The following is a 20,558-nucleotide window of genomic DNA, read 5'->3' as shown; positions in this document are numbered from 1 at the left end:
CTCATGAAAAAGAATTATTACGCTTTAGCTTATTACTATTTGACTCGTGTAGATAATCCTCAACAGGAAATTGCTTTGCACAAGGAACTATTTAAAAATTTGGATGTTTCTTGTCGTATCTACATATCCGAACAAGGGATTAATGGTCAGTTTAGCGGCTATCAACCCGACGCAGAGTACTACATGAAATGGCTAAGACAGCGCCCTGGATTTTCAAATGTAAAATTTAAAATTCATCACATTGAAGAAAATATTTTCCCTCGTGTAACTGTGAAATATCGCAAAGAGCTTGTAGCTCTTGGTTGCGACGTTGATTTATCTAATCAAGGGAAGCATATTTCTCCGCAAGAGTGGCATGAAAAGCTCGAGGAGAATCGCTGTCTAGTTTTAGATGTAAGAAATAATTACGAATGGAAAATAGGGCATTTTGAAAATGCTGTTCTTCCAGACATTCGGACTTTTCGAGAATTCCCTGATTATGCTGAACAGCTATCTAAAGAGCACGACCCAGCGACCACCCCTGTGATGATGTATTGTACTGGTGGAATACGTTGTGAATTGTACTCTTCCCTCCTTTTAGAAAAAGGTTTTAAAGAAGTGTATCAACTTGATGGTGGTGTTATCGCTTATGGTCAGGCTGTAGGCACCGGTAAATGGCGAGGCAAGTTATTCGTATTTGATGATCGTTTAGCTATACCTATTGATGAAGCAGATATAGACGTTGCTCCCATCGCCTCGTGCTCACATTGTGAGACTCCCTGTGACACCTACTACAACTGCGCGAATACAGACTGTAATAACTTATTCATCTGCTGCAAGAATTGTATCGATTCAACAAAAGGATGTTGTTCTCAAGAGTGTTCTCAAGCACCTCGAATTCGCTCCTTCACCCCCTGTAGAGGAAACAAGCCTTTCCGCCGTATGCATCTATGTGAAGCAAAGAAAGAGAAGGAAGCATCTGCTAGCTGCTGCTGTTTACGTTAGGATGCGCCAAATACTTTCCTTGAACTAAGTTTCATCGGCTTGGTTCAAGGATAGACTATACTTATTCCTTCGGTAAGATACTTTCTTGGATGTCAACTTAATATTTCTCATACTAATTCCCTGTTCCAACAAAACCTTAGAAAATATTTCAATATTATCTTCTTTACCTAAACATATCACACACAAATCTGGTTGCTTTTTCAACAACATGTGCAAGCGTTTAGCTTGCAAAACTGCCCAAGCCTCTTTCATACTCCGATCACTTGTTTCATTAAGATCACATATGACTGTAGGAACACAGTAAGAAATTAATCTAGTTGTCCAACCAGGTTGTAGTTTTTGATCTAGTATCACAACAGTAGTGCGTACAGTTTTTGGTAGCATGGCTAATACACGCCGGACTTCTCGATAAGAGTGGGTGGGCACCAAATAGCAAACAGGTATTAGTGATTTTGGAAGCTTAAGATAGTTTCCTAGTTGTTTTATTAATACTGCACTGAGTACTAAACGATATACCAGCTCTTTCCAAATCCATAGAATCCACAATCCGAGACAGAAAATGATCATTCCCATGTATAGGAAGCTTATCTCTGGTGGCAAACTCAAGCCAGATCCCAAAATCCTGACAACTGCTGCTGCGATTAACACACCGACGAAATCCAAGAAATTATTTACTGCAAGAATTTGCCCGCGTTTATGCTCAGGACTCGCATATTGTATATAGGCATGTAAAGGAACTTGATATACCCCACCTAAGAATCCTAACAGCAATAGGAAGAACATCACTCCAACTAGAGAACAGGAAACAGCATAAAGTCCCATAAATGCAAGGCCTAAGCCTAAAGTCATGACAGGCACATACCCTAACTTAATATCTTTTCCCGAAATCCATCCTGTAATACAAGAGCCTACTCCAACTCCCAAAGCTACAATAGGAAACAGGTAACCTCCGTAATGCTTAGGATAACCTAAAGTAAACTCTACAAAAGGAATGATTTCGACTTGTACATAAGCTCCAACCAAAAGAAAAAGAGCTACTAAGAAAATAGAGAGGGTTAGGTAATGTACATGATGTGTATCTTTAAAGATTTCCCAGAGATCTTTAAAGCTGACATAAGTAATTTTTTGACTACGATTTTTAAAGTTACTTGAACGTATGCCTAAAGACACAAAAGTACTTACGATCGAAGAAACAACGCAAAATGACGTTGAAAGAACATAACAGTTAATTGGAAGGTTCTTTGTAAGATCGACAAGTAAAGGAGCAAAACAAGATCCTAAGATACTCCCGGTATAAGTTACTGCGGTCATTACTCCATTAGCTCTAGATAAATAATCTAGAGGTAACATCTCTGGGAGAATCCCCATCTTTGCAGGACCAAAAATAGCCGTATGACTAGCCATGAGGATCAAAACTATATATCCGCCGACGACAGAATGAATATAGAAAAAGTATAAACCCAGTGAAGTACATACAATTTCAATAAGACGTGTGGCTAAGATAATGTTTCGTTTCTGATATCTATCTGATAAACTTCCTGCTAAAGGTGCTAGCAAAAGAAAAGGTAAAGCAAAACACAAACTTACGTAAGATAATATCTTCGCATTTTCTGTTAAACTTTTTCCTTCAAGCAGGAAAAAGACTAAAAGAAACTTATAAAGATTATCATTTAATATCGTAAGAAAATGCGTTATTACTAAGGAACGAAAAGATTTTTTCTGTATTGATATATCCATGAATGCGACCAAACATAGTCAAGCAATTTTTAGCAACTCCCCCATTCATCTATTAGCTAAACTTGCAGAAGATCTATTTTCTACTTATCAACAGCCATTTACTAAAAGGTGGATTCTTGTTGCCAATACAGAAATAGGGCACTGGCTACGTAGAGAACTTACTAATGCTACGAGTAACCACATTTTCATGGGGTCGACCATTTTCTCTTCTTCTGACTCCCTTGTCAAACATTTATTCACTGAAGTTTGTCATGAAAAACCTTTAATTCCTGACTATATAACACTTCCTCTATTTATACACGAGCTACTAAAGACTTCTGAAGCAACTCCTGATATTTTACAAAACACATCTTTTCTTTCAGAGCCTTCTTATAGCTCAACAAAACATCTGGCAGCTATTTTTAAAAAATTCTATACATTCTCGCAATCGCCTTCGGAAAATAATCGTTATCATAAAGATCTTTTTTCTCAGCTAGAGAAGCACTTTACGCCTATGGGAAAGGTATTCGCTTCAATACTATCTTCTATAAAAGCTACAAAACAAAACCGTTCCTTGCATATCTTTGGTTATTCTCATTTACCAAGGCATTTTGCGACTTTTTTTACCGAATTGAGTTATTTTTTCCCTGTATATTTTTACTGTTTTTCACCAAGTCGCGAATATTTTGGTGATTTATTATCAGACAAATCGATTGATTTCTTATGGCGTCAACTTATAGATCAACCCAACAGAGATGCTTGGCAACACTATGTTTTAGCGGATAGGCAAGCATTGCTTGCCAATCTTTCTCACAAATCTCAAGCATCTCAAAATTTCTTTTTAGACAAGGAAATACATTATTCCGAGGTTTTCATTCCTCCTCAAGAAACAACATCTTTAGGAGTTGTGCAAAGTAACCTATTTCACTTAAAACCAAATTCTCATGAAAACATTGTAGACAAAAAGCAAACGATAACTATTAGCAAAGCCTTAAGTCCATCTAGGGAGGTACAAGAAGCGTTCTCAAAAATCTCTACATTATTGCATCAAGGTGTGCGCCCAGAAGAAATTTTTATTTTATTTTCTCAACTAGAAATCTATGAGGTGTATTTAAAGGCAGTGTTTTCACCCCATTTACCTCTATACTTCTGCAATAGCTCCTCTTCACATGCTGAAGACTTAAAGGAAAAACTCTTACTCTTATCATCTATTTTACAAACACAGGGCAATCTATACCGTCTATTACAACTTCTCACACACCCCCAACTACAAAATCCTATAGATCCGAGTAAAACTCCCTATCTTTTGAAAAAACTCTCCAGTGAGTGGGAAAAACTGTATAAAGGGGATGGAACACATTTACAACATCTGGGAGATAACATTTTGAATGCCTATCCCTTTGTTGAAGAGTGTGGTCAAGTAAGTCAGGTAGAACTTTGGGAGCGCATTCTTCCTCTACTGTACGATCTACAGAAATTCTTAAATCTTTATGCATCCACCACGATTAAATCTTATGAAGAACACTGTAATCACATTCTATCTTTCCTTGAATCCATATTTATCCTATCTCCAGAAGAGTTATCTTTTATAACGTCTCTTAGAAATGCTCTCTTCCCCACCTTTTCTTCTTCAGAATGCTCTTTAAATTTTTTTACAGACTTTTGTTTGGATTTCTTCTCTCACTTTTGTGCTAATAGCCCCGTTTATGATAAGCCTGGCCCTTATGTCGGAACATTAGGAGATTTAAGTCTTATACCTAAAGGCTACACGTTTATCCTCGGAGCAAATAAGCGGAAACAAGCCATTGATTTACTAGATCTAGTTGATGCCTCAACTGAAGAAGAACTAGTGTTTTCGTCTTCTGAAGATGAAGAAAACTTTCATTTCCTTCAGGCTATAGTTTCTACTAAATACGAACTTCATATTAGTTATTTATCCTCTGCTCACAATCCTGCGTTGCCCAGCCCTTATATTAATTATCTTCAAGAAGCTCTACAGCTATCCGTTTCTCATCTGCCTACAAAAGCTTATACACCTTCGTTATTTGCCAACAAAACCCTTGTACACACCTCTCAAGAGCATTACTACAAGTTAGCGCAAGCATTTTGTTCTAAGAAATCCCCCCTACCTTCTTTGTTTCAAACTCCAGATGCTACGCCAAACCTTCCCGACCATTTATCTGTTTCTCAAATTATAAAAGCAATTTTCTCTCCCTTAGACTTCTTCTTAAAATCTAATTACCAGATTTCTCTAAGATCTCCCACTATACTAGAATCTAGAGAGAAGCTATTTCCTACAAAAAAACAAATCATGCTATTTTGGGAAAATCAACTCTCTAATACATCCCAAGATAACACGTATAATTACCTATCTTCCTTTTCTAAGGCCATTTTCACTTACTATGACGATCTAATAGCCCAGTGGCTGAACAAGGTTCGCTTAAATTCTCTCACAGCACCATATACCGTGCTTTTTTCTTCATCATTATTTCATGATCACCTTGAGGATCAAGACAAGGTTTTGTCGCCTGTTTCAATAACTTTGAACAACTCTGAACTTTACCTACACGGGAATTTTTCTGGAGTATTCTCCAAAGGTATATATCTCTGTTCCATTGACCCTACAGCTAAGACAAGAAAAACTGTAAGGAAAACAAAATCTATTCTAGAGAACTCTTCTGACATGAAAAATTACTTAAAGGCCTACATTGCTATAGCAATGTTACAAAAATCTGGCGTGCTTTCAGAATGCGCTGTTATCAGAAATATCCTCTCTCAAGATGTCTTTGAAGATCTTCCCCTTCCTTTTTCTAATCCTGACAACTACCTGCATCAGGTTCTTCGAGTATACCAAATGATGAGAGATTTTCCGATTCCTTTAATTTCTTCTGATTGTTGGAAGTTTTTAGACAATTCCGAAAAGTTTCATGAAGCTATACGCACAGCTATTGAATCTGATGCCAATAATCCCTCTTTATCAACTTTTTGGAAATTTCATAACCGAGATTACAAAGAACAATTCGCAGTAAGTGAAGAACAACGTCTACAGATTCTTTCTTTGTTTAAGGGCACGCATGAAACCGTTTGATATTTTTAATCCTCAAACATCTATCCAAGGGAAATATTTTTTAGAAGCTTCTGCGGGTACTGGAAAGACATTTACCATCGAACAAATTGTTTTACGCGCTCTTTTAGAAGGTTCTGTTTCCCATGTTGAAAATATTCTTGTTGTAACATTTACAAACGCCGCTACTAATGAATTAAAACTTAGGATTCAAGAGAATCTCAAACAAGCTGCATCGCAGTTAAAATCTGCTATTACAGACCCCGAGCAACCTTTGCCTCCTTATTTACACCACCCATGTGATGTAAAGCAGCTTTACATGCAGGTGCGTAATGCTTTAGCTTCGATAGATCGTATGGCAATTTTTACCATCCATGGGTTTTGTAATTACGTTTTACAACAGCATTTTCCGCAAATGCAAATCTCGCAAAAAAACTCTGCTCTTACGCACTCACAAGCGGTTTTACATCACATTCGCAAGTATTTATCCCAAGATCTTTGGGAGAACGTCTTATTTCCTGAACAATTTTACTTACTTGCGGCACGCTATAACTCTAATTCCAAATACACATCTTTTTTGACAGATAAGCTACTTTCAAGTTACACAGTACAGACTTTTGATCACCTACCATCTAAAAGCACCACTGCATCCTTACTAAACACTTGGCACAGTTCTATTCGATCTAAAATCAAAGATATCCCTAAAGAAAAATTCTTAGAACAAGCTCTTAAATATACGGAGAGTTTCAAAAAACAGCCTTTCTCTCTAACTGAGGACCTTCTATCTTTTGTAGATCATTTGTATGCTTCAGAAACATCAGTGCGCCTGTTTTCTTTTTCTAAAATAGCAGAAACTTTTCATCCAAAAAATCGTTTAGCACGTTATCAACCTTGTCGCGCTTTTAGCTATATAGAAGAAACGTCATGGTTTCAAGATACCGAGCAGTTTTGCAATGTAGACATTATTTTCAATACCTTGCTTCACGATTTACAATTATATTTAAAACATCACTACACTTGGTGGCTATCTCCAGATGAAAGCATTATAACACTAGAAGATCTGCTTCGCTCTTCTAAAGCTGAAGAAGTTATAAAATCATTAAGAAAGCGATTCCAGCTCATATTAATCGATGAATTTCAAGATACGGATAGGAAACAATGGAATATTTTTGCAAAACTATTTTCTCACAATGATTTTTCTGGATCCCTATTTTTAATAGGCGATCCAAAACAATCGATTTATGAGTGGAGAAATGCCGATCTCGTTACATATTTAAAAGCAAAATCTACATTTCCTAAAACATCACAGCTGCATCTTATTAACAACTACCGTTCTACACCACAGTTGATGCAGGCCATCAATATTCTCTTCTGTAAATGTTCTCCTTTTCTAGAAATTCCTGGTTATGAACCTATAGAATATCATCCCTTAACACCTCAGAGTTTAGAATATTTTGATAACACCCAACATGCGCCTATTCACTTTTTTTCTTATGAAAATGTTCTTGACCAAGCTGCGTGGATCTCTCAAACAGCTTCGTATTTACAAGCTACTCATGGGATCTCTTTTGGACGCATGGCAATTTTAGTATCGGATTCGACTCAAGCATTCGATTTAATAACCCACTGTAGTATTCCTGTATCATTTTCTAAAAATAAATCGATATTTCATCTTACTGAAACATATCTATTAACCATAGCTTGGCTAGAAGCTATCCTCTATCCAGAAAACTATGAAAAAATACAAAGAGTCTTACTGAGCAGCTTGTTTCGACATGACCTCACTGATATTCTAGAGAAAAAAGAACACTACTCCTCTTATTTTTTTTCCCTACGCAGTTATATTTTTGATCATGGGCTTTTAGCTACATTTTATCATTTCATGACTCTTCATGGCGAAGCTTTACTAAAAACTCCTCAAGGAGACCTTACTTTCCAAGAAATGGAAAGGCTTTGTGCATACTTAGGAACGATTTCTTCACAACCTCAACACCAACTTCTCTATTTGCAGTATTTCTCAGAGACAGGACGTTGGGAAGAAAACCTATCGTTTTCTTCATATTCCGAAGACACAGAAATTTTAAAAATCACTACAATTCATGCATCTAAGGGATTGGAATATGATATTGTTTTTTGCCCGGGACTAGATAAATCAAAAAAAAATAAAAGTTCTTCAGAATGGATAAGAGAAATGTATGTAGCTTGTACTCGAGCTAAAAAACAACTCTTTATCCCTTTCCAAACTTCTTTAAATTCAAGACACAATACAGCTCTTACAAACTATGTAAATCAGGAGGGATCTTATGCATCTATCTTCGATCTAGCAAAAAATTTATCCAAAGAGCATCCATCCCTATTTTCTTTATCAACCACAAACACACAGGATCAATCTACTGGGCCTATTTATAACATTACCCCACCTTCAACTTTTGTGTTATCCCCCTATCCTACCAAACAAATTTTCTCTTTTTCTTCGGTAAAAATGATGTTAGATAACGAAGTGCTTTTAGACAGTGACATTGAGAGTCCACCTATCTCTTCCGTACTTCCTAGAGGAAGAAAAACGGGAATTATCATTCATAAAATCCTAGAGAATATATCTCCAAATTTTAAAATTCCCATTTCTAAAATCTTAACTACAGTCTTACACTTCGTTAAAAACACTCATTTAGAAGGGTATGAAGAGATGATCTCACAAAAGCTTTTCTCAACTATCTCTTCACCACTATCTTTTTCCTCTGCATCCTTTGCCTTAAAAGATATCTGCCCCGACAAAATACTCAGCGAAGAAGCCTTTCTCTTTTCTAATAAAGAACAGTTGTGGCAGGGAGCAATTGACCTATTTTTCGAGTATAAGGGCAAGTATTACATTATAGATTGGAAAACATCCTTCTTAGGGGAAACCAGCTCGAAATATTCTCAAGAAAATCTCTTCTCTTACATAAAAGAGCATAACCTGGATTATCAAGGTGCCATTTACATCCATGCGGCAAAACGCTTTTTGCAACAATTTGACATTACTAGTGATGTAGAAATGGGATTTGTTTTTATTCGCGGTATCGATTCTGAAGGAAACGGCTTTTTTTGCTTACCAAACTATAAAACATCTAATCCCACAATAAACCAAAAATATCCGGTCTATCATTAGGGTTAAATTCCATAGCAGGAAGAATCAAAACAGAAGAGAGATGCATTAAATCTGCAGCAAGTGATTTAGCTTCTATCTTATAAGAGCATGCGCCCTCTCGGGGTAGACAAACTTTAGTAATTTCAGCAACCAACAATCCTGGAGGAAAGACACCATCTAGTCCAGTTGTAACTAAAAGATCCCCAACACATAAACCCTTACCATCAGAAAAATAAAATCCTTCCCCATGTAAAGTTAGAGTTTCATCTTTCCACAAAGGACCACCTTTGCCTGATAATGTACCTCGCAAAAGTAAGGTATTTTCATCACTACATTGTATAGATGTATTGAGTTCTTCTAGATGATAGATTTTTTCATATTTATCTTTTTCTAGAATGTAAGCATCTGAAAGGCGTTCTATATGTTTACTAAGATCGTGAATCCGATCTTTTATTAACCATGCTTGTATTCCCCCTCGAACAGCTATCACTGAAGGTTGCATACCTACATCAGTAATCAAACGTATTCGGGACTGCTTTTCTCCAACATAATCTACAAGACCGATAAGAACCTTCCCAGAAAGTACTGAGGAGTTTTTTTGTATGTTGTGTTCACTACCCACATCTACCCAACAAGAACTTCCCCAATGGGAAGGATCTCGGTAAATCACACGACTAGTTATTAACTTACGAAAATAAGGTGATAGAATCTCTGGAAACAAAGGGGGCGTATGATAAGCAACCTCATAAGCTTGTAAACGTTCTTCTAAAATAGCAATGCGATCTTTTAAGATCATGTTCTCAGTATCTTGAATAGAACAACTTTTAGAAGAAACCTCAGCGTGTTTCATAAAAACACGGGAATACCAAACCACGAAACGTTTTTGGATATTTTCATAAAACGGTTTTGGCAAACTCCAGAACAAAGTAATACTCAATGCTATCACCACATAAACATATACTCTGTTCTTTCTATGTCGATGGTAAACAACAGATCCTGTTGTTTTTATTGCAGAATGATGTTCTTCCGGATTTTTAATCTCTCGCATATTTCTTAATGTTTTCGTTTAAACACAAGATTCATTTCCCACTTCAATCTACCTGAAACCCTATTTAGTCTATGTAGTTGTTAAGTGCTTAACTTATCGTTTTATGATATTAACAAATAAAACAAAAGATAATGAAAACTTCAGTGTGAAGTTAATAAAAAACAGGCGCAGATAAATACCTGCGCTATCATTATGAGTATTTTTAATCAAAAAAGGGGAACCATGTTATATAAAACTATGCATACTAAGCTTGTTGATATGCCTCAGCAAAACTCTGAACTACATGATCGATGTTATTATCGGTGATCCCGTTTAGATTAAACCTAGCTCCACTTGTTGTGTAAACGCCTTTTTCTAATCTTAAAAATAAGACCTGTTCTAAAGAAAATCCTGGGTAACCAAAAAATCCTTTCTGAGATAGGATAAAGTCAAAAGAATGACCAATATGATTGCGCATAGCCTGAACAAATCGAATTCGTGTTTTTTCTAAAGAACAACGAATTGTTTCTAATTCTGCTAACCATTCTATTTTCAAAGAGGCATCTGATAAAATTGTAGAAACAACTTTAGCTCCATGTCTAGGAGGTGAAGAATATTCTCCTCGTATTTTTTCTTCGAGACAGCTGGAAATCTTATCTAAATCATCAACAACCCTACTGTATGCAGCAAAATAACCTACACGCTCCCCATAAAGAGAAAAATTCTTACTTGCACACGCAGCTACAAATACAGCATGCCCCGAATCTATAAAAATCTTTATAGGTTTTCTATCTTCTTCGATACCCAATCCAAAGCCTAAATACGCCGTATCAAAAAAAGGTAGCAGCTGGCGTTCTTTCATTAGCTCTGCAAGACGTATCCACATGTTCTCGTCAAGATCCATTCCTGTAGGATTATGACAACAACATTGCAAAAGCACTAAAGAGTTCTTGGGAGCAGATTTTAATACAGAAATCATCTCATCAAAAACTAGTGTTTTACTTTCTGCACTATAATAAGGATATTTTAGAACATCTAAACCTTGTTGAGCAAATATTCTCAAATGGTTTCCCCATGTCTGTTCGGGAATGTATACTGCACCAGAAGGATTGGTCATGGAAAAAATCTTAGCACCCAAATGCAATGCTCCTGTTCCCCCAAGAGCTTGGGCGCCAACAACAAAACTCGGATTTACATCATCACCAAAAACAAGACTCTCCATTTGTTGATTAAAAGAAAACAACCCACTAATAGGTAAGTACCCCTTATTCATCTCGTTTTCTAATAATAAAAATTGTGCCTTGCGGACACTTGAAAAGCCACCATAAGCCTTATTAGGATCTTCATAAGAACCTATAACAAGATTTACCTTCTCATCTCGCTCGTCTTCTAAAAATAGTTTTTGCAAACCCAAAATAGAATCGGGAGCAAACGTGGGTAATTGATGAAAAAAACTCATACCAAAGAAATTCCTTCGTATTATAACAAAGATTGATTCTAAACCTTATCTCATGATAATTTTACCTACTTGGGGTATTAGCTCAATTGGTAGAGCGCAACAATGGCATTGTTGAGGTCAGCGGTTCGATTCCGCTATACTCCATTTCTTTATGCATCCCAAATAGATTGTATTCGGCTAATCTTATATTTCTTTCCTTGAAACTGTAGACTGGCTCCAACGCTCTTGTTAAGCATTTCTTGAGCAAGCTTAGATTTTAAAGATAAAATATAGTTGTCAGGATCAGCGTCCCAAGGACCTAGAATTGAATATGTGATAAGATTTCCCTGTTCATCTTCTAAAGAAACCTTACAACCAATGCCTACCGTATCAGTAAAAACAATATCCTTAGTTAATATTCTAGCTCGATTTACCTCTTCAGAAAGCACACGAATTTCTTCTTGTAAACGTGCTCGTTTTTCCAAAGCAAATTTATACTCAGAGTTCTCCCTAAGGTCCCCTAAAGCTCTCGCGTCCTCTATTTCTTTGGCGTTATCCACCATTTCCTTACCCACAAGAGATTGAAGCTTGTTTTTCATTTTCGTAAAGCTTTCTGGGGTTGTCCAAAAAATGTCTTCTTCCACAGCCAAAGTGTTTTTCTTCAAATCAGGTTGTACAACCTCAGCAAGGCTTTGTAAAACACTAAGATCACTAGAGGAAAATTGACTACATTTTGTAGAGAGCAATAAAATCTCTTTCAAATAAGATAAGGGAGCCCCCTCTATCATATTACGAATAACTAGGTAACGTTCACTCACAAGGAAGTGGTAAATCTTTTTTCCCAACTCTTTCTGAGGCGTTGAAGCAATATGATACATAAACACCATAGCAGCTTCTAAAAACAATCTTTCGATTTCTTTATCATTCGGATCAAAAAGACCATCATCGTGCGACCCAAACTTTAAGAAAAACCAGACAAAAACCTCTGGGTACATCATAGGATGTTCTATAAATCCAAGAAGCTTTTCCTTAATTTTCTGGCAACACGACTCCTCTCCTTTTAATATTTTAAAACTAAGCTCTCTAAGAGCTGGAAACGTTGTCGAGAAAAAGATCTTCATAAAGACATTTTCCCAAACTGGAGAATGCTTCTTTATTAACATTAAGAAAGCCTTCTGTAAGGCTGCTATAGAAATGTCATTGACTATAGAGATAATCCCTTCTTCAGAAAGCGAAGTTACAAATTTACTGTCTAACTTATTAGATTTTTCACCTAAAAAATCAGAAAGTAACAAATCCCTTTGGATTTCTAAAGATTGGTTATCTTCTATAGGAAGTGTTTGTAAAACCTTAAGTATAATTTCCCTGTTTTCAGGTTTCTTTAATTCACTATGCAAATCTCTAATGAATTGATAAATCTCTATAATCTTGCTCTGAGTCTCTTCGATTTGAGAAAGTCGAGTTTCTAACTGAGAAATTAAAGAATCCCCTCCAGGATTATATCTATAAGGATCTTTTATGGTTTTAGGGGCTACAATACGAATGTTTTTCTTAATTTTACTCTTAGTTGCTTGCCACCAACGATTCCACTCAGCCTCGGGAATAACTAAATCTACAAGCTCATCCTTGATCTCTTTAGCTGTTTTTGGACCTAAATCCTTAAGTAGAATTTCCATAACCTCGGACGGGTGATCTTTAGCATAAGCCTCAAACCCATCTGGATCCCCAAATCTTCGTGATAGAAAATGATCTTTATCTAAAGGAATCAAACTTTTAAAGGCTGTTTCAAAGGAGATATCCTTAGCCATCATAACTCCTTCAAACTCTATGAGAACCTTCTGTTGAAGAAAAGAAACACTCATAACCTCTCCAACACCCCATCCCCCAGAATGAAAGACGAAATTTCCCTCATTCAAGTGCATTAAGAAGTCAAAACGGCTTAAACTATACTGAAACTCACGACCATCACGAAGACCAACAACTCTTAAAGCTTCATTAAAATTTTCCCTACCACTATACTTCCTGTTTACGTAATCAATAGCAGCATCATAAAATGGCTTAGCGTTAGTGTTTTGTATATCCAAAACCAATCTAAGAACCTGATCTTTTTCTTTGCCCTCAGGTATTCTTTCCCATAAAGGAAGGACAGTGTCTGATATCTTGCCAAACAAAGGGGCTAAAGATGAATGTCTTACCTTTTCTAAGATCTGAACAAGCTCCGCCCCTCTCACCACATCGTTAAAACAATATTCTTCCCACAAATTAAAAAAACTCGAGGGTTGCTCTTCGTCTATTAAGACCTGCAACTTTTCTAGATAGTCCACAATGTCTCCCGTTTTTAACGGGAAATATACGCTTAACTATAAAAAAGAGCAATATCACAACACAAAAATAATAATATTTGTTTTATAATAAATTAAAATCCATGGTGTATTAATGAATAGTAACTCTGCGCAAAAAATAATAGATTCTATAAAACAAATACTTACTCTTTATAATATAGACTTCGATCCTTCCTTCGGTTCAGCTTTATCTTCCGACTCCGAAGTAGATTACGAATATTTGATGGAAAAAACCCAAGAAAAAATCCAAGAGCTAGACAAACGTTCTCAGGAAATCCTTCAACAAACAGGGATGACTAGAGAACAAATGGAAGTGTTTGCTAATAATCCGGATAACTTCTCTCCAGAAGAATGGTTAGCTTTAGAAAACATCCGGTCTTCATGTAACGAATATAAAAAAGAAACAGAAGCCCTGATTAATGAAGTTACCAAAGAATTGGGAGGAGAAACTCCCCCACCGAATTCTAATAATAAAACAAAAACTACTTCATCTAAAAAAAATAAGAAAAAAAACTGGATTCCCTTATAAAAACGCCTATAATCCCTAAAGTATGAAAATTGCGATTACTCGGGGTTTAGATCTATCTTTGCAAGGGTCTCCTAAAGAGTCTGGGTTTTTAAAAAGAATAGACCCTGCTCTGGTTTCTGTAGACCTGCGCCCATATTCTGCCTTAACTTTAAAGCTTAAGGTAGAACAGCATGATGTTATTTCTTCGGGATCACCCATTGCGGAATATAAAAACTTCCCAGGCGTTTTTATTACATCTCCCGTTTCTGGAACTGTACAAGAAATACGTAGAGGAGATAAACGCTCTCTTTTAGATGTAGTTATCAAAAAAAACCCAGGACCAAACCTAACAGAATATTCTTACGATTTATCCAAATTATCAAGAAAAGAACTGTTAGAAATCTTTAAAAAAGAAGGGCTATTTGCTCTTTTTAAACAACGTCCCTTTGACATTCCCGCCTTGCCCACGCACAATCCTAGAGATGTCTTCATCAACTTAGCTGACAACCGTCCTTTCACCCCATCTACAGAAAAACATCTTTCTGTCTTTTCTTCCAGAGAAGAAGGATTTTACGTTTTCAATGTAGGAGTTCGAGCTATAGCCAAACTTTTTGGTTTATGCCCGCATATTATTTCTACTGATAGACTAGCTATTCCTGAAAAAGACTTAAAATCCATAGCACATTTACATAAAATCACAGGACCCTATCCTTCTGGGTCTCCCTCTACACACATTCACTACATAGCACCTATTACTAGCGAAAAAGATGTGGTTTTCACTATCTCTTTCCAGGAAGTCTTAGCTATAGGACATTTATTCTTAAAAGGAAGAATTCTCAATGAACAGGTAGTAGCCCTAGCTGGGTCTGGTTTAAAATCCTCCTTAAGACGCTATGTGATTACTACTAGAGGTGCTGATTTCCAAAGCTTACTTCCCTTAGATGAGATCGCATCTGATAAGGTGTCTCTAATTTCTGGAGATCCTTTAACCGGAAGACTTTGCGACAAAGAACATCTTCCTTGTCTCGGTATGAGAGATGCTACTATCTCTGTTATCCCTAATCCCCAAAAGCGGCAAGCTTTTAACTTTCTAAGGTTAGGCATTAATAAACCTACACTTACAAGGACCTACCTTTCCGGATTTTTAAAAAGAAAACATACATATATGGATCCGGATACAAACCTCCACGGTGAAACACGCCCTATCATAGACACAGAAATTTATGATAAAGTTATGGCGATGAAAATACCTGTTGTACCTTTAATTAAATCTGTCATTACCAACAACTTCGAATTAGCGTGCATGTTAGGGTTTTTAGAAGTTTGTCCTGAAGATTTTGCTCTTCCGACCTTCATAGATCCATCAAAAACAGAAATGCTAACAATAATCAAAGAATCTCTACAGCATTACGCAAAAGAAACAGGGATATTAAACCCAGAAAATACAGCAGATACAGAATAAAGTTCTTCGAAGAACTTAAATTCTCGAAGAAGCTATCATTTCTAGGATTAACGGGGTTGCATAAGAAATGATCATGTCTGCTCCTGCTCGTTTTATAGCTATCAAAGATTCATACACTATCTTTTCTCTATCCAACCACCCCATATTAGAAGCTGCTGCTATCATAGCATATTCACCACTGACCTGATAGGCTGCTAAGGGTAAGGCTGTACTATTTTTCACTCGATGCAACACATCAAGATATAATCCTGCGGGTTTTATCATGAGCATATCCGCTCCCTCTTGCTCGTCTAAAGAGCATTCTAGTAAAGCTTCTAAAACATTTTTAGGATTCATCTGATAATTTCGTTTATCTCCCGATTGCAAATGAGATCCCAAAGCATCTCTAAAAGGATTATACAAAGCAGAAGCATACTTAACGCTATAAGAAAGAATCAAAGTTTGAGTCCATCCTGCTTGATCTAACTTCGAGCGGATATGAGCTACCCTACCGTCCATCATATCACTAGGAGCCACAACATCAGCGCCCATCTCAGCATGCAACGTAGCTATGTTACCGAATATACGAACACTTTCATCATTTAATACTTCCCCACGATCAACAATACCGTCATGACCATGAGTGGTATAAGGATCTAAAGCAATATCGCTTATTACACACAAGTTAGGAAAAGCTTTTTTTACTTCATAGATACTCTTACATAGAATATTTTTAGGATTGGAGGAGTATGAGCCATAAGCATCTTTAAGATGACTCGGAATTACAGGAAAAAGAATCACAGCTCTTAACCCCAAAGAACACAACCTTTCGATCTCTTTTAAAAGCAGATCTATACTCCATCTATACACACCCGTAAGGCTTTCTATTTCCTCACATATATTTTTTCCTTCCTTAACAAAAAAAGGGCAGATGAAATCCTGAGGTAATAAAGAAGTTTCAGATACCAAATCACGAATTGCCTCAGTTCTTCTATTCCTACGAGGTCGTCGACTCAACGCTAATGAGCTCATTTTTACATTCCTTCAACACTTTCCACAACTTCTGAAAAAGATATAGTATTTATATAAATATTACTTCTTCTTCTTTAGAGGGTGTGGAAAGTGTTTAAAACTTGATTTATAGAGGGAAAACAACGTGGTTAACATGTTTAAAACTTTGTTAAAACATTGTTCAGTTTGTAAATAAAACGAGATTTTGCATGTTTGTGAACACAAGATCAACCATTTTTCAACAGGATTTTTAAGTAAAAACGTTTTGGTTTTTTTCTAATCCATATGGCAGTCTTTTTAATTTTTGAGGTTTTTCATGTTGAGCAGAGATGATGAGTTTTCTTCAGAACAAAGGAAGAGTTTGTCTCATTTCGTTACCAACCTAGAAACAAACATTTTTGCTTTGAAGAATCTTCCTGAAGTGGTGAAAGGAGCCTTATTTTCTAAATATTCTAGGTCCACATTGGGTTTGCGTTCTTTACTTTTAAAGGAGTTCTTAGAGGGTGAGGGGGGCGATTTTTTAGATAGTTCCGGAGTGGATTTTGAAGTAGGAATACATAAAGCGTCTGATTTTTATAGACGAGTCCTTGATGGATTTGGGGATGATTCTATAGGTGAATTAGGTGGTGCTCATCTCGCTATGGAAAGTGTTTCTATGCTTGCTGCAAAGATACTAGAAGATGCTCGTATAGGAGGGTCTCCTTTAGAAAAGTCTTCTAGATATGTTTATTTCGATCAAAAGGTAAAAGGGGAGTATTTATATTACCGAGACCCTATTTTAATGACCTCGGCCTTTAAAGACGTGTTTTTGGGGACCTGTGATTTCTTGTTTGATACGTATGCGGATTTGATTCCAAAAGTACGTTCTTATTTTGAAAAGATCTATCCGAAGGAATCTGAAGTATCTCAGTCTGCATATACCATTTCTTTAAGAGCTAAAGTTTTAGATTGTTTGCGGGGACTTCTTCCTGCTGCAACCCTAACGAATTTAGGATTCTTTGGTAATGGAAGATTCTGGCAGACCTTATTGCATAAAATTCAAGGACACAATCTTACGGAAATTAGACAAATCGGAGAGTCTTCTTTAACCGAACTCATGAAAATCATTCCCTCTTTTGTTAGTCGTGCAGAATCACACCATCACCACCATCAAGCTATGCTAAGCTATCGACAAACTCTCAGAGAGCAGTTAACTAGCTTGGCTGAGAAGTTTAGTGGGGGGGCTCATCCGTCTAAACAAACTGGAGTGCGCTTAGTTTATGGAGATCCTGAAGGAATCTATAAAGTAGCTGCGGGATTCCTTTTTCCTTATTCAGAACATACTTACGAAGAACTTATCAATATCTGTAAATCCATGCCTAGAGAAGACCTGATCCGTGTTTTAGAAGCAGGATCTTCATCTAGAGAAAATCGTAGACACAAATCTCCACGGGGGTTGGAGTGTTTAGAATTCGGATTTGATATCACTGCTGATTTTGGAGCTTATAGGGATCTTCAAAGACATCGAATTCTTACTCAAGAACGTCAGTTACTCACGACAAATCTCGGCTACCACATTCCCGAGCAGTTGTTAGATACTCCTATGGAAAAAGATTTTAGAGAAGCTATGGAAAAAGCTGAAGAAGCTTACAACCAAATTTCCTTAGAGTTTCCAGAAGAAGCTCAATATGTTGTTCCCCTAGCTTACAACATACGTTGGTTTTTCCATATCAACGGAAGGGCATTACAGTGGCTTTGCGAACTACGTTCACAAATACAAGGACATGAAAATTATAGAAAAATAGCCATAGACATGGTTAAAGAGGTCATCAGGTTTGATCCTATATACGAATCATTTTTTAAGTTTGTGGATTATTCCGAATGTGATTTAGGTAGGATAAAACAAGAATCACGTAAAAGATCTTTTTAGTAATTTCTTAAATATAATCTTTGCGTTTACAGGAACCTTAGAGGTTGGTATTTTTATTGCTTTCGAAGACGAAGGTCATAAAATGAAACACCTTATCGATAATAACTTGGTGAGATTTAAAAATATTTCCAAAACTAAGCAAGGAATTTTTGTGAACTTCAAAGTAAAGGGAGAAAAAGGTGGAGCATCTTTTACAGCTTCTATAGCAGTAGACATAGAATCTGCTGATGTCTCGGCAGGGGATACTTTAGAAACTATTATTGAAAGATGTGCTCAGATAGGTGTTGCAGAATTTAAGAAATGTGAGTTCCAATTTGAAGGAATAACCTGTTTGTAAACTAGTATTTCCTGGGTGTAGCGCAGCCTGGTAGCGCACTTGCATGGGGTGCAAGGGGGCGGAGGTTCAAATCCTCTCACCCAGATTTTTAAATATTCAACTTTTTAGTAATCTCGAACACCCATATATTCTACAAGCATTTCTAATTCTGAAGTGTCTTTTAACCCGTGTTGTTTAAGATGGTTTATTAAGCTAAAGCACTTGTCTTTAGAGCTCTTTAAGAGGTCTTTTGCAGCATCTACACCAAATAATAGTGCGTAATTTAGCCCTACATCTTGATCATCTTGATGTATATCCAAAATATCATCTTTTACTTGGAAAAGCAGACCGAAGGTTTGAGAAAATTCTAGTACTTGTGGAACACATTGGGGTGTTCCTCCTCCAAACAACCAACCGGAGACACAAGCTATTTCAAAAAGGGATCCTGTTTTTTTATTAATAATAGATTGAACATGTTCAGGACCATCATTATTGAAGAACATGTCTTCATATTGTCCCCCTAAAACACCGTGGATGCCAAAATTTTTATCTGTGATATCAGAAATCATATCATAAGCAAAATCTACTTCTTTAGAATCCACACCTAAAGATTTGAGTTTTTTTGCATTTAAACGAATTCGAGAATATGCAGCAGGAATCAAAGCATAAGATGCTAATAAAGCAGAAGCTTCATCGAAAGCTTTATGCACTGTAGGACGCCCACGACGCTCATCATCATCATCCATACAAGGAAGATCATCAGCGATTAATGTGGATGTATGAATGAATTCTATAGCTAATGCAGAATCTAAAACATCTCTACCCATACCGAGACCTTTAGCAATCATACATACTAACATAGGGCGAATGCGTTTACCACCGCTTGTTAATGCATATTCTACAGGAGCTCGTATAGATAATCCTTTAGGACCAAACTCCTCTAAAGAATTCTCTATAGCAGTTTCTATCATTACGCGGTAAGCTTCGAAAATATTCATAACGACCATAGAATTTGCCCTAAACTAGATAACTGTTCCGGGATAAATTGTTGTATGAGCTGGAATACAATGCCCAGGATTAATAACAGTGTTGCAACCCACAGAAACGTTTTTACCAAGAAAGGCGCCTACTTTTCTTAGTTTGGTATCCACCCGACCTTCAGCACAATTAACAGAAACGTTTTTCCCATCAAGGCGAAAATTAGCACAACGCACACCTGCACCGAGATTGACTTCTGAACTTAATACAGAATCTCCAATATAAGCGAAGTGGCCAGCTTTGGCATAATGACCAAAATAGGCCTTTTTTACTTCTGTACAGTGTCCAATAACACAACCTGTGCCTGTGATCACACTACCTCGTAGATAAGCTCCGTGACGGACTTCTGTTTGAGGGCCTATGATGCAAGGACCTACAATGTAGGCTCCAGATTCTACATAAGCTCCTTCAGCGATTTCTATGCTTTCTATATTTTTTAAAAAAGCTCCAGATTCTACAGTTCCATGAATTCCTGAGAACACGTGAGAGGATAATTTTCTATCTATTAATGCTAAAATATCCCAAGTATAATACGCTTCTGTAATGAGTTCAGGAAAAGAAAAATCTTCAGGAGAAAATAAAACAGATGCAAGTATCATGGCAGGTCATAGCTTTTTAGGATATTGTCTGGTTATGA

General features: G+C 36.7%; 14 protein-coding genes and 2 tRNA genes. 9 read left to right on the top strand and 7 right to left on the bottom strand.

Annotation, left to right across the window (positions count from 1 at the left end):
• Window positions 1-3: 3 nt before the first annotated feature.
• Window positions 4-984 carry an oxygen-dependent tRNA uridine(34) hydroxylase TrhO gene (gene trhO / locus E1N70_RS02030; RefSeq protein ID WP_131743906.1) on the top strand — a complete coding sequence of 327 codons (981 nt, stop codon included), beginning with the start codon at window positions 4-6 and terminating at the stop codon, window positions 982-984.
• Window positions 985-1,008: 24 nt separating this feature from the next.
• Here the strand turns inward: trhO and E1N70_RS02025 are convergent, their stop codons facing one another.
• Window positions 1,009-2,721 (bottom strand): MFS transporter, encoded by a 1,713-nt coding sequence (locus tag E1N70_RS02025; RefSeq protein WP_131743905.1) that lies wholly within the window; start codon window positions 2,719-2,721, stop codon window positions 1,009-1,011.
• Between E1N70_RS02025 and E1N70_RS02020 the strand changes: the two genes are divergently transcribed.
• Window positions 2,720-5,788 carry an exodeoxyribonuclease V subunit gamma gene (locus tag E1N70_RS02020; RefSeq protein WP_131743904.1) on the top strand — a complete coding sequence of 1,023 codons (3,069 nt, stop codon included), beginning with the start codon at window positions 2,720-2,722 and terminating at the stop codon, window positions 5,786-5,788. The two genes, E1N70_RS02025 and E1N70_RS02020, sit on opposite strands and share 2 nt — an antisense overlap.
• On the top strand, window positions 5,775-8,912 hold the full coding sequence (gene recB, locus E1N70_RS02015; protein WP_131743903.1) for an exodeoxyribonuclease V subunit beta: 3,138 nt from the start codon (window positions 5,775-5,777) through the stop codon (window positions 8,910-8,912). Before E1N70_RS02020 ends, recB begins: the two co-directional genes overlap by 14 nt.
• Here recB and E1N70_RS02010 read toward each other — a convergent pair.
• Both E1N70_RS02010 and E1N70_RS02005 read right to left on the bottom strand, forming a co-directional pair.
• Window positions 8,872-9,939, bottom strand: coding sequence for a rod shape-determining protein MreC (locus E1N70_RS02010; protein ID WP_131743902.1), 1,068 nt, complete (start codon window positions 9,937-9,939; stop codon window positions 8,872-8,874). The genes recB and E1N70_RS02010 overlap by 41 nt on opposite strands.
• 244 nt (window positions 9,940-10,183) lie before the next feature.
• Entirely contained in the window at window positions 10,184-11,377 is a 1,194-nt protein-coding gene (locus E1N70_RS02005) for an amino acid aminotransferase (protein ID WP_131743901.1), read from the bottom strand.
• 71 nt (window positions 11,378-11,448) lie between these two features.
• Here E1N70_RS02005 and E1N70_RS02000 point away from each other — a divergent pair.
• Window positions 11,449-11,521 (top strand) — tRNA-Ala (locus E1N70_RS02000).
• A 5-nt stretch (window positions 11,522-11,526) separates the two neighbouring features.
• On the opposite strand, the gene E1N70_RS01995 is transcribed toward E1N70_RS02000, so the two are convergent.
• Window positions 11,527-13,680: a GreA/GreB family elongation factor gene (locus E1N70_RS01995; protein ID WP_131743900.1), complete on the bottom strand. Its 2,154-nt coding sequence runs from the start codon at window positions 13,678-13,680 to the stop codon at window positions 11,527-11,529.
• Window positions 13,681-13,792: 112 nt separating this feature from the next.
• On the opposite strand from E1N70_RS01995, the gene E1N70_RS01990 reads away from it, so the two are divergent.
• Both E1N70_RS01990 and E1N70_RS01985 read left to right on the top strand, forming a co-directional pair.
• Window positions 13,793-14,227 carry a hypothetical protein gene (locus tag E1N70_RS01990; RefSeq protein WP_131743899.1) on the top strand — a complete coding sequence of 145 codons (435 nt, stop codon included), beginning with the start codon at window positions 13,793-13,795 and terminating at the stop codon, window positions 14,225-14,227.
• Window positions 14,228-14,249: 22 nt separating this feature from the next.
• Window positions 14,250-15,668 (top strand): Na(+)-translocating NADH-quinone reductase subunit A, encoded by a 1,419-nt coding sequence (locus E1N70_RS01985; protein WP_131743898.1) that lies wholly within the window; start codon window positions 14,250-14,252, stop codon window positions 15,666-15,668.
• 15 nt (window positions 15,669-15,683) lie between these two features.
• Here the strand turns inward: E1N70_RS01985 and hemB are convergent, their stop codons facing one another.
• Complete coding sequence (gene hemB / locus E1N70_RS01980) at window positions 15,684-16,679, bottom strand: porphobilinogen synthase (protein ID WP_131743897.1); 996 nt, start codon at window positions 16,677-16,679, stop codon at window positions 15,684-15,686.
• A gap of 295 nt (window positions 16,680-16,974) precedes the next feature.
• Here hemB and E1N70_RS01975 point away from each other — a divergent pair, with 295 nt between their 5' ends.
• The 3 genes from E1N70_RS01975 (at window position 16,975) to E1N70_RS01965 (ending at window position 18,989) form a co-directional block, all read left to right on the top strand.
• On the top strand, window positions 16,975-18,567 hold the full coding sequence (locus E1N70_RS01975; RefSeq protein WP_131743896.1) for an FAD-dependent thymidylate synthase: 1,593 nt from the start codon (window positions 16,975-16,977) through the stop codon (window positions 18,565-18,567).
• 82 nt (window positions 18,568-18,649) lie between these two features.
• Window positions 18,650-18,904: a hypothetical protein gene (locus E1N70_RS01970; protein ID WP_131743895.1), complete on the top strand. Its 255-nt coding sequence runs from the start codon at window positions 18,650-18,652 to the stop codon at window positions 18,902-18,904.
• Between the two features lie 11 nt (window positions 18,905-18,915).
• Window positions 18,916-18,989 (top strand) — tRNA-Pro (locus E1N70_RS01965).
• A 19-nt stretch (window positions 18,990-19,008) separates the two neighbouring features.
• Here E1N70_RS01965 and E1N70_RS01960 read toward each other — a convergent pair.
• Together E1N70_RS01960 and E1N70_RS01955 are read right to left on the bottom strand one after the other, a co-directional pair.
• Window positions 19,009-19,890, bottom strand: a complete 882-nt coding sequence (locus tag E1N70_RS01960; protein ID WP_131743894.1) for a polyprenyl synthetase family protein — start codon at window positions 19,888-19,890, stop codon at window positions 19,009-19,011.
• Between the two features lie 15 nt (window positions 19,891-19,905).
• Window positions 19,906-20,520 (bottom strand): LbetaH domain-containing protein, encoded by a 615-nt coding sequence (locus tag E1N70_RS01955; protein WP_131743893.1) that lies wholly within the window; start codon window positions 20,518-20,520, stop codon window positions 19,906-19,908.
• Window positions 20,521-20,558 lie beyond the last annotated feature (38 nt).

The organism is Chlamydia buteonis, from assembly GCF_900634605.1.
Classification (GTDB): domain Bacteria; phylum Chlamydiota; class Chlamydiia; order Chlamydiales; family Chlamydiaceae; genus Chlamydia; species Chlamydia buteonis.
The sequence above is the reverse complement of the archived record's forward strand: the minus strand, read 5'-3'. Positions and strand labels throughout refer to the sequence as shown.

Excerpts from the sequence above, each read along its gene's own strand:
- trhO (WP_131743906.1), top strand. The coding sequence starts at position 4 with ATGAAAAAGAATTATTACGCTTTAGCTTATTACTATTTGACTCGTGTA.
- E1N70_RS02020 (WP_131743904.1), top strand. The coding sequence starts at position 2,720 with ATGAATGCGACCAAACATAGTCAAGCAATTTTTAGCAACTCCCCCATT.
- E1N70_RS02025 (WP_131743905.1), bottom strand. The coding sequence starts at position 2,721 with ATGGATATATCAATACAGAAAAAATCTTTTCGTTCCTTAGTAATAACG.
- recB (WP_131743903.1), top strand. The coding sequence starts at position 5,775 with ATGAAACCGTTTGATATTTTTAATCCTCAAACATCTATCCAAGGGAAA.
- E1N70_RS02010 (WP_131743902.1), bottom strand. The coding sequence starts at position 9,939 with ATGCGAGAGATTAAAAATCCGGAAGAACATCATTCTGCAATAAAAACA.
- E1N70_RS02005 (WP_131743901.1), bottom strand. The coding sequence starts at position 11,377 with ATGAGTTTTTTTCATCAATTACCCACGTTTGCTCCCGATTCTATTTTG.
- E1N70_RS01990 (WP_131743899.1), top strand. The coding sequence starts at position 13,793 with ATGAATAGTAACTCTGCGCAAAAAATAATAGATTCTATAAAACAAATA.
- E1N70_RS01985 (WP_131743898.1), top strand. The coding sequence starts at position 14,250 with ATGAAAATTGCGATTACTCGGGGTTTAGATCTATCTTTGCAAGGGTCT.
- hemB (WP_131743897.1), bottom strand. The coding sequence starts at position 16,679 with ATGAGCTCATTAGCGTTGAGTCGACGACCTCGTAGGAATAGAAGAACT.
- E1N70_RS01975 (WP_131743896.1), top strand. The coding sequence starts at position 16,975 with ATGTTGAGCAGAGATGATGAGTTTTCTTCAGAACAAAGGAAGAGTTTG.
- E1N70_RS01970 (WP_131743895.1), top strand. The coding sequence starts at position 18,650 with ATGAAACACCTTATCGATAATAACTTGGTGAGATTTAAAAATATTTCC.
- E1N70_RS01960 (WP_131743894.1), bottom strand. The coding sequence starts at position 19,890 with ATGGTCGTTATGAATATTTTCGAAGCTTACCGCGTAATGATAGAAACT.
- E1N70_RS01955 (WP_131743893.1), bottom strand. The coding sequence starts at position 20,520 with ATGATACTTGCATCTGTTTTATTTTCTCCTGAAGATTTTTCTTTTCCT.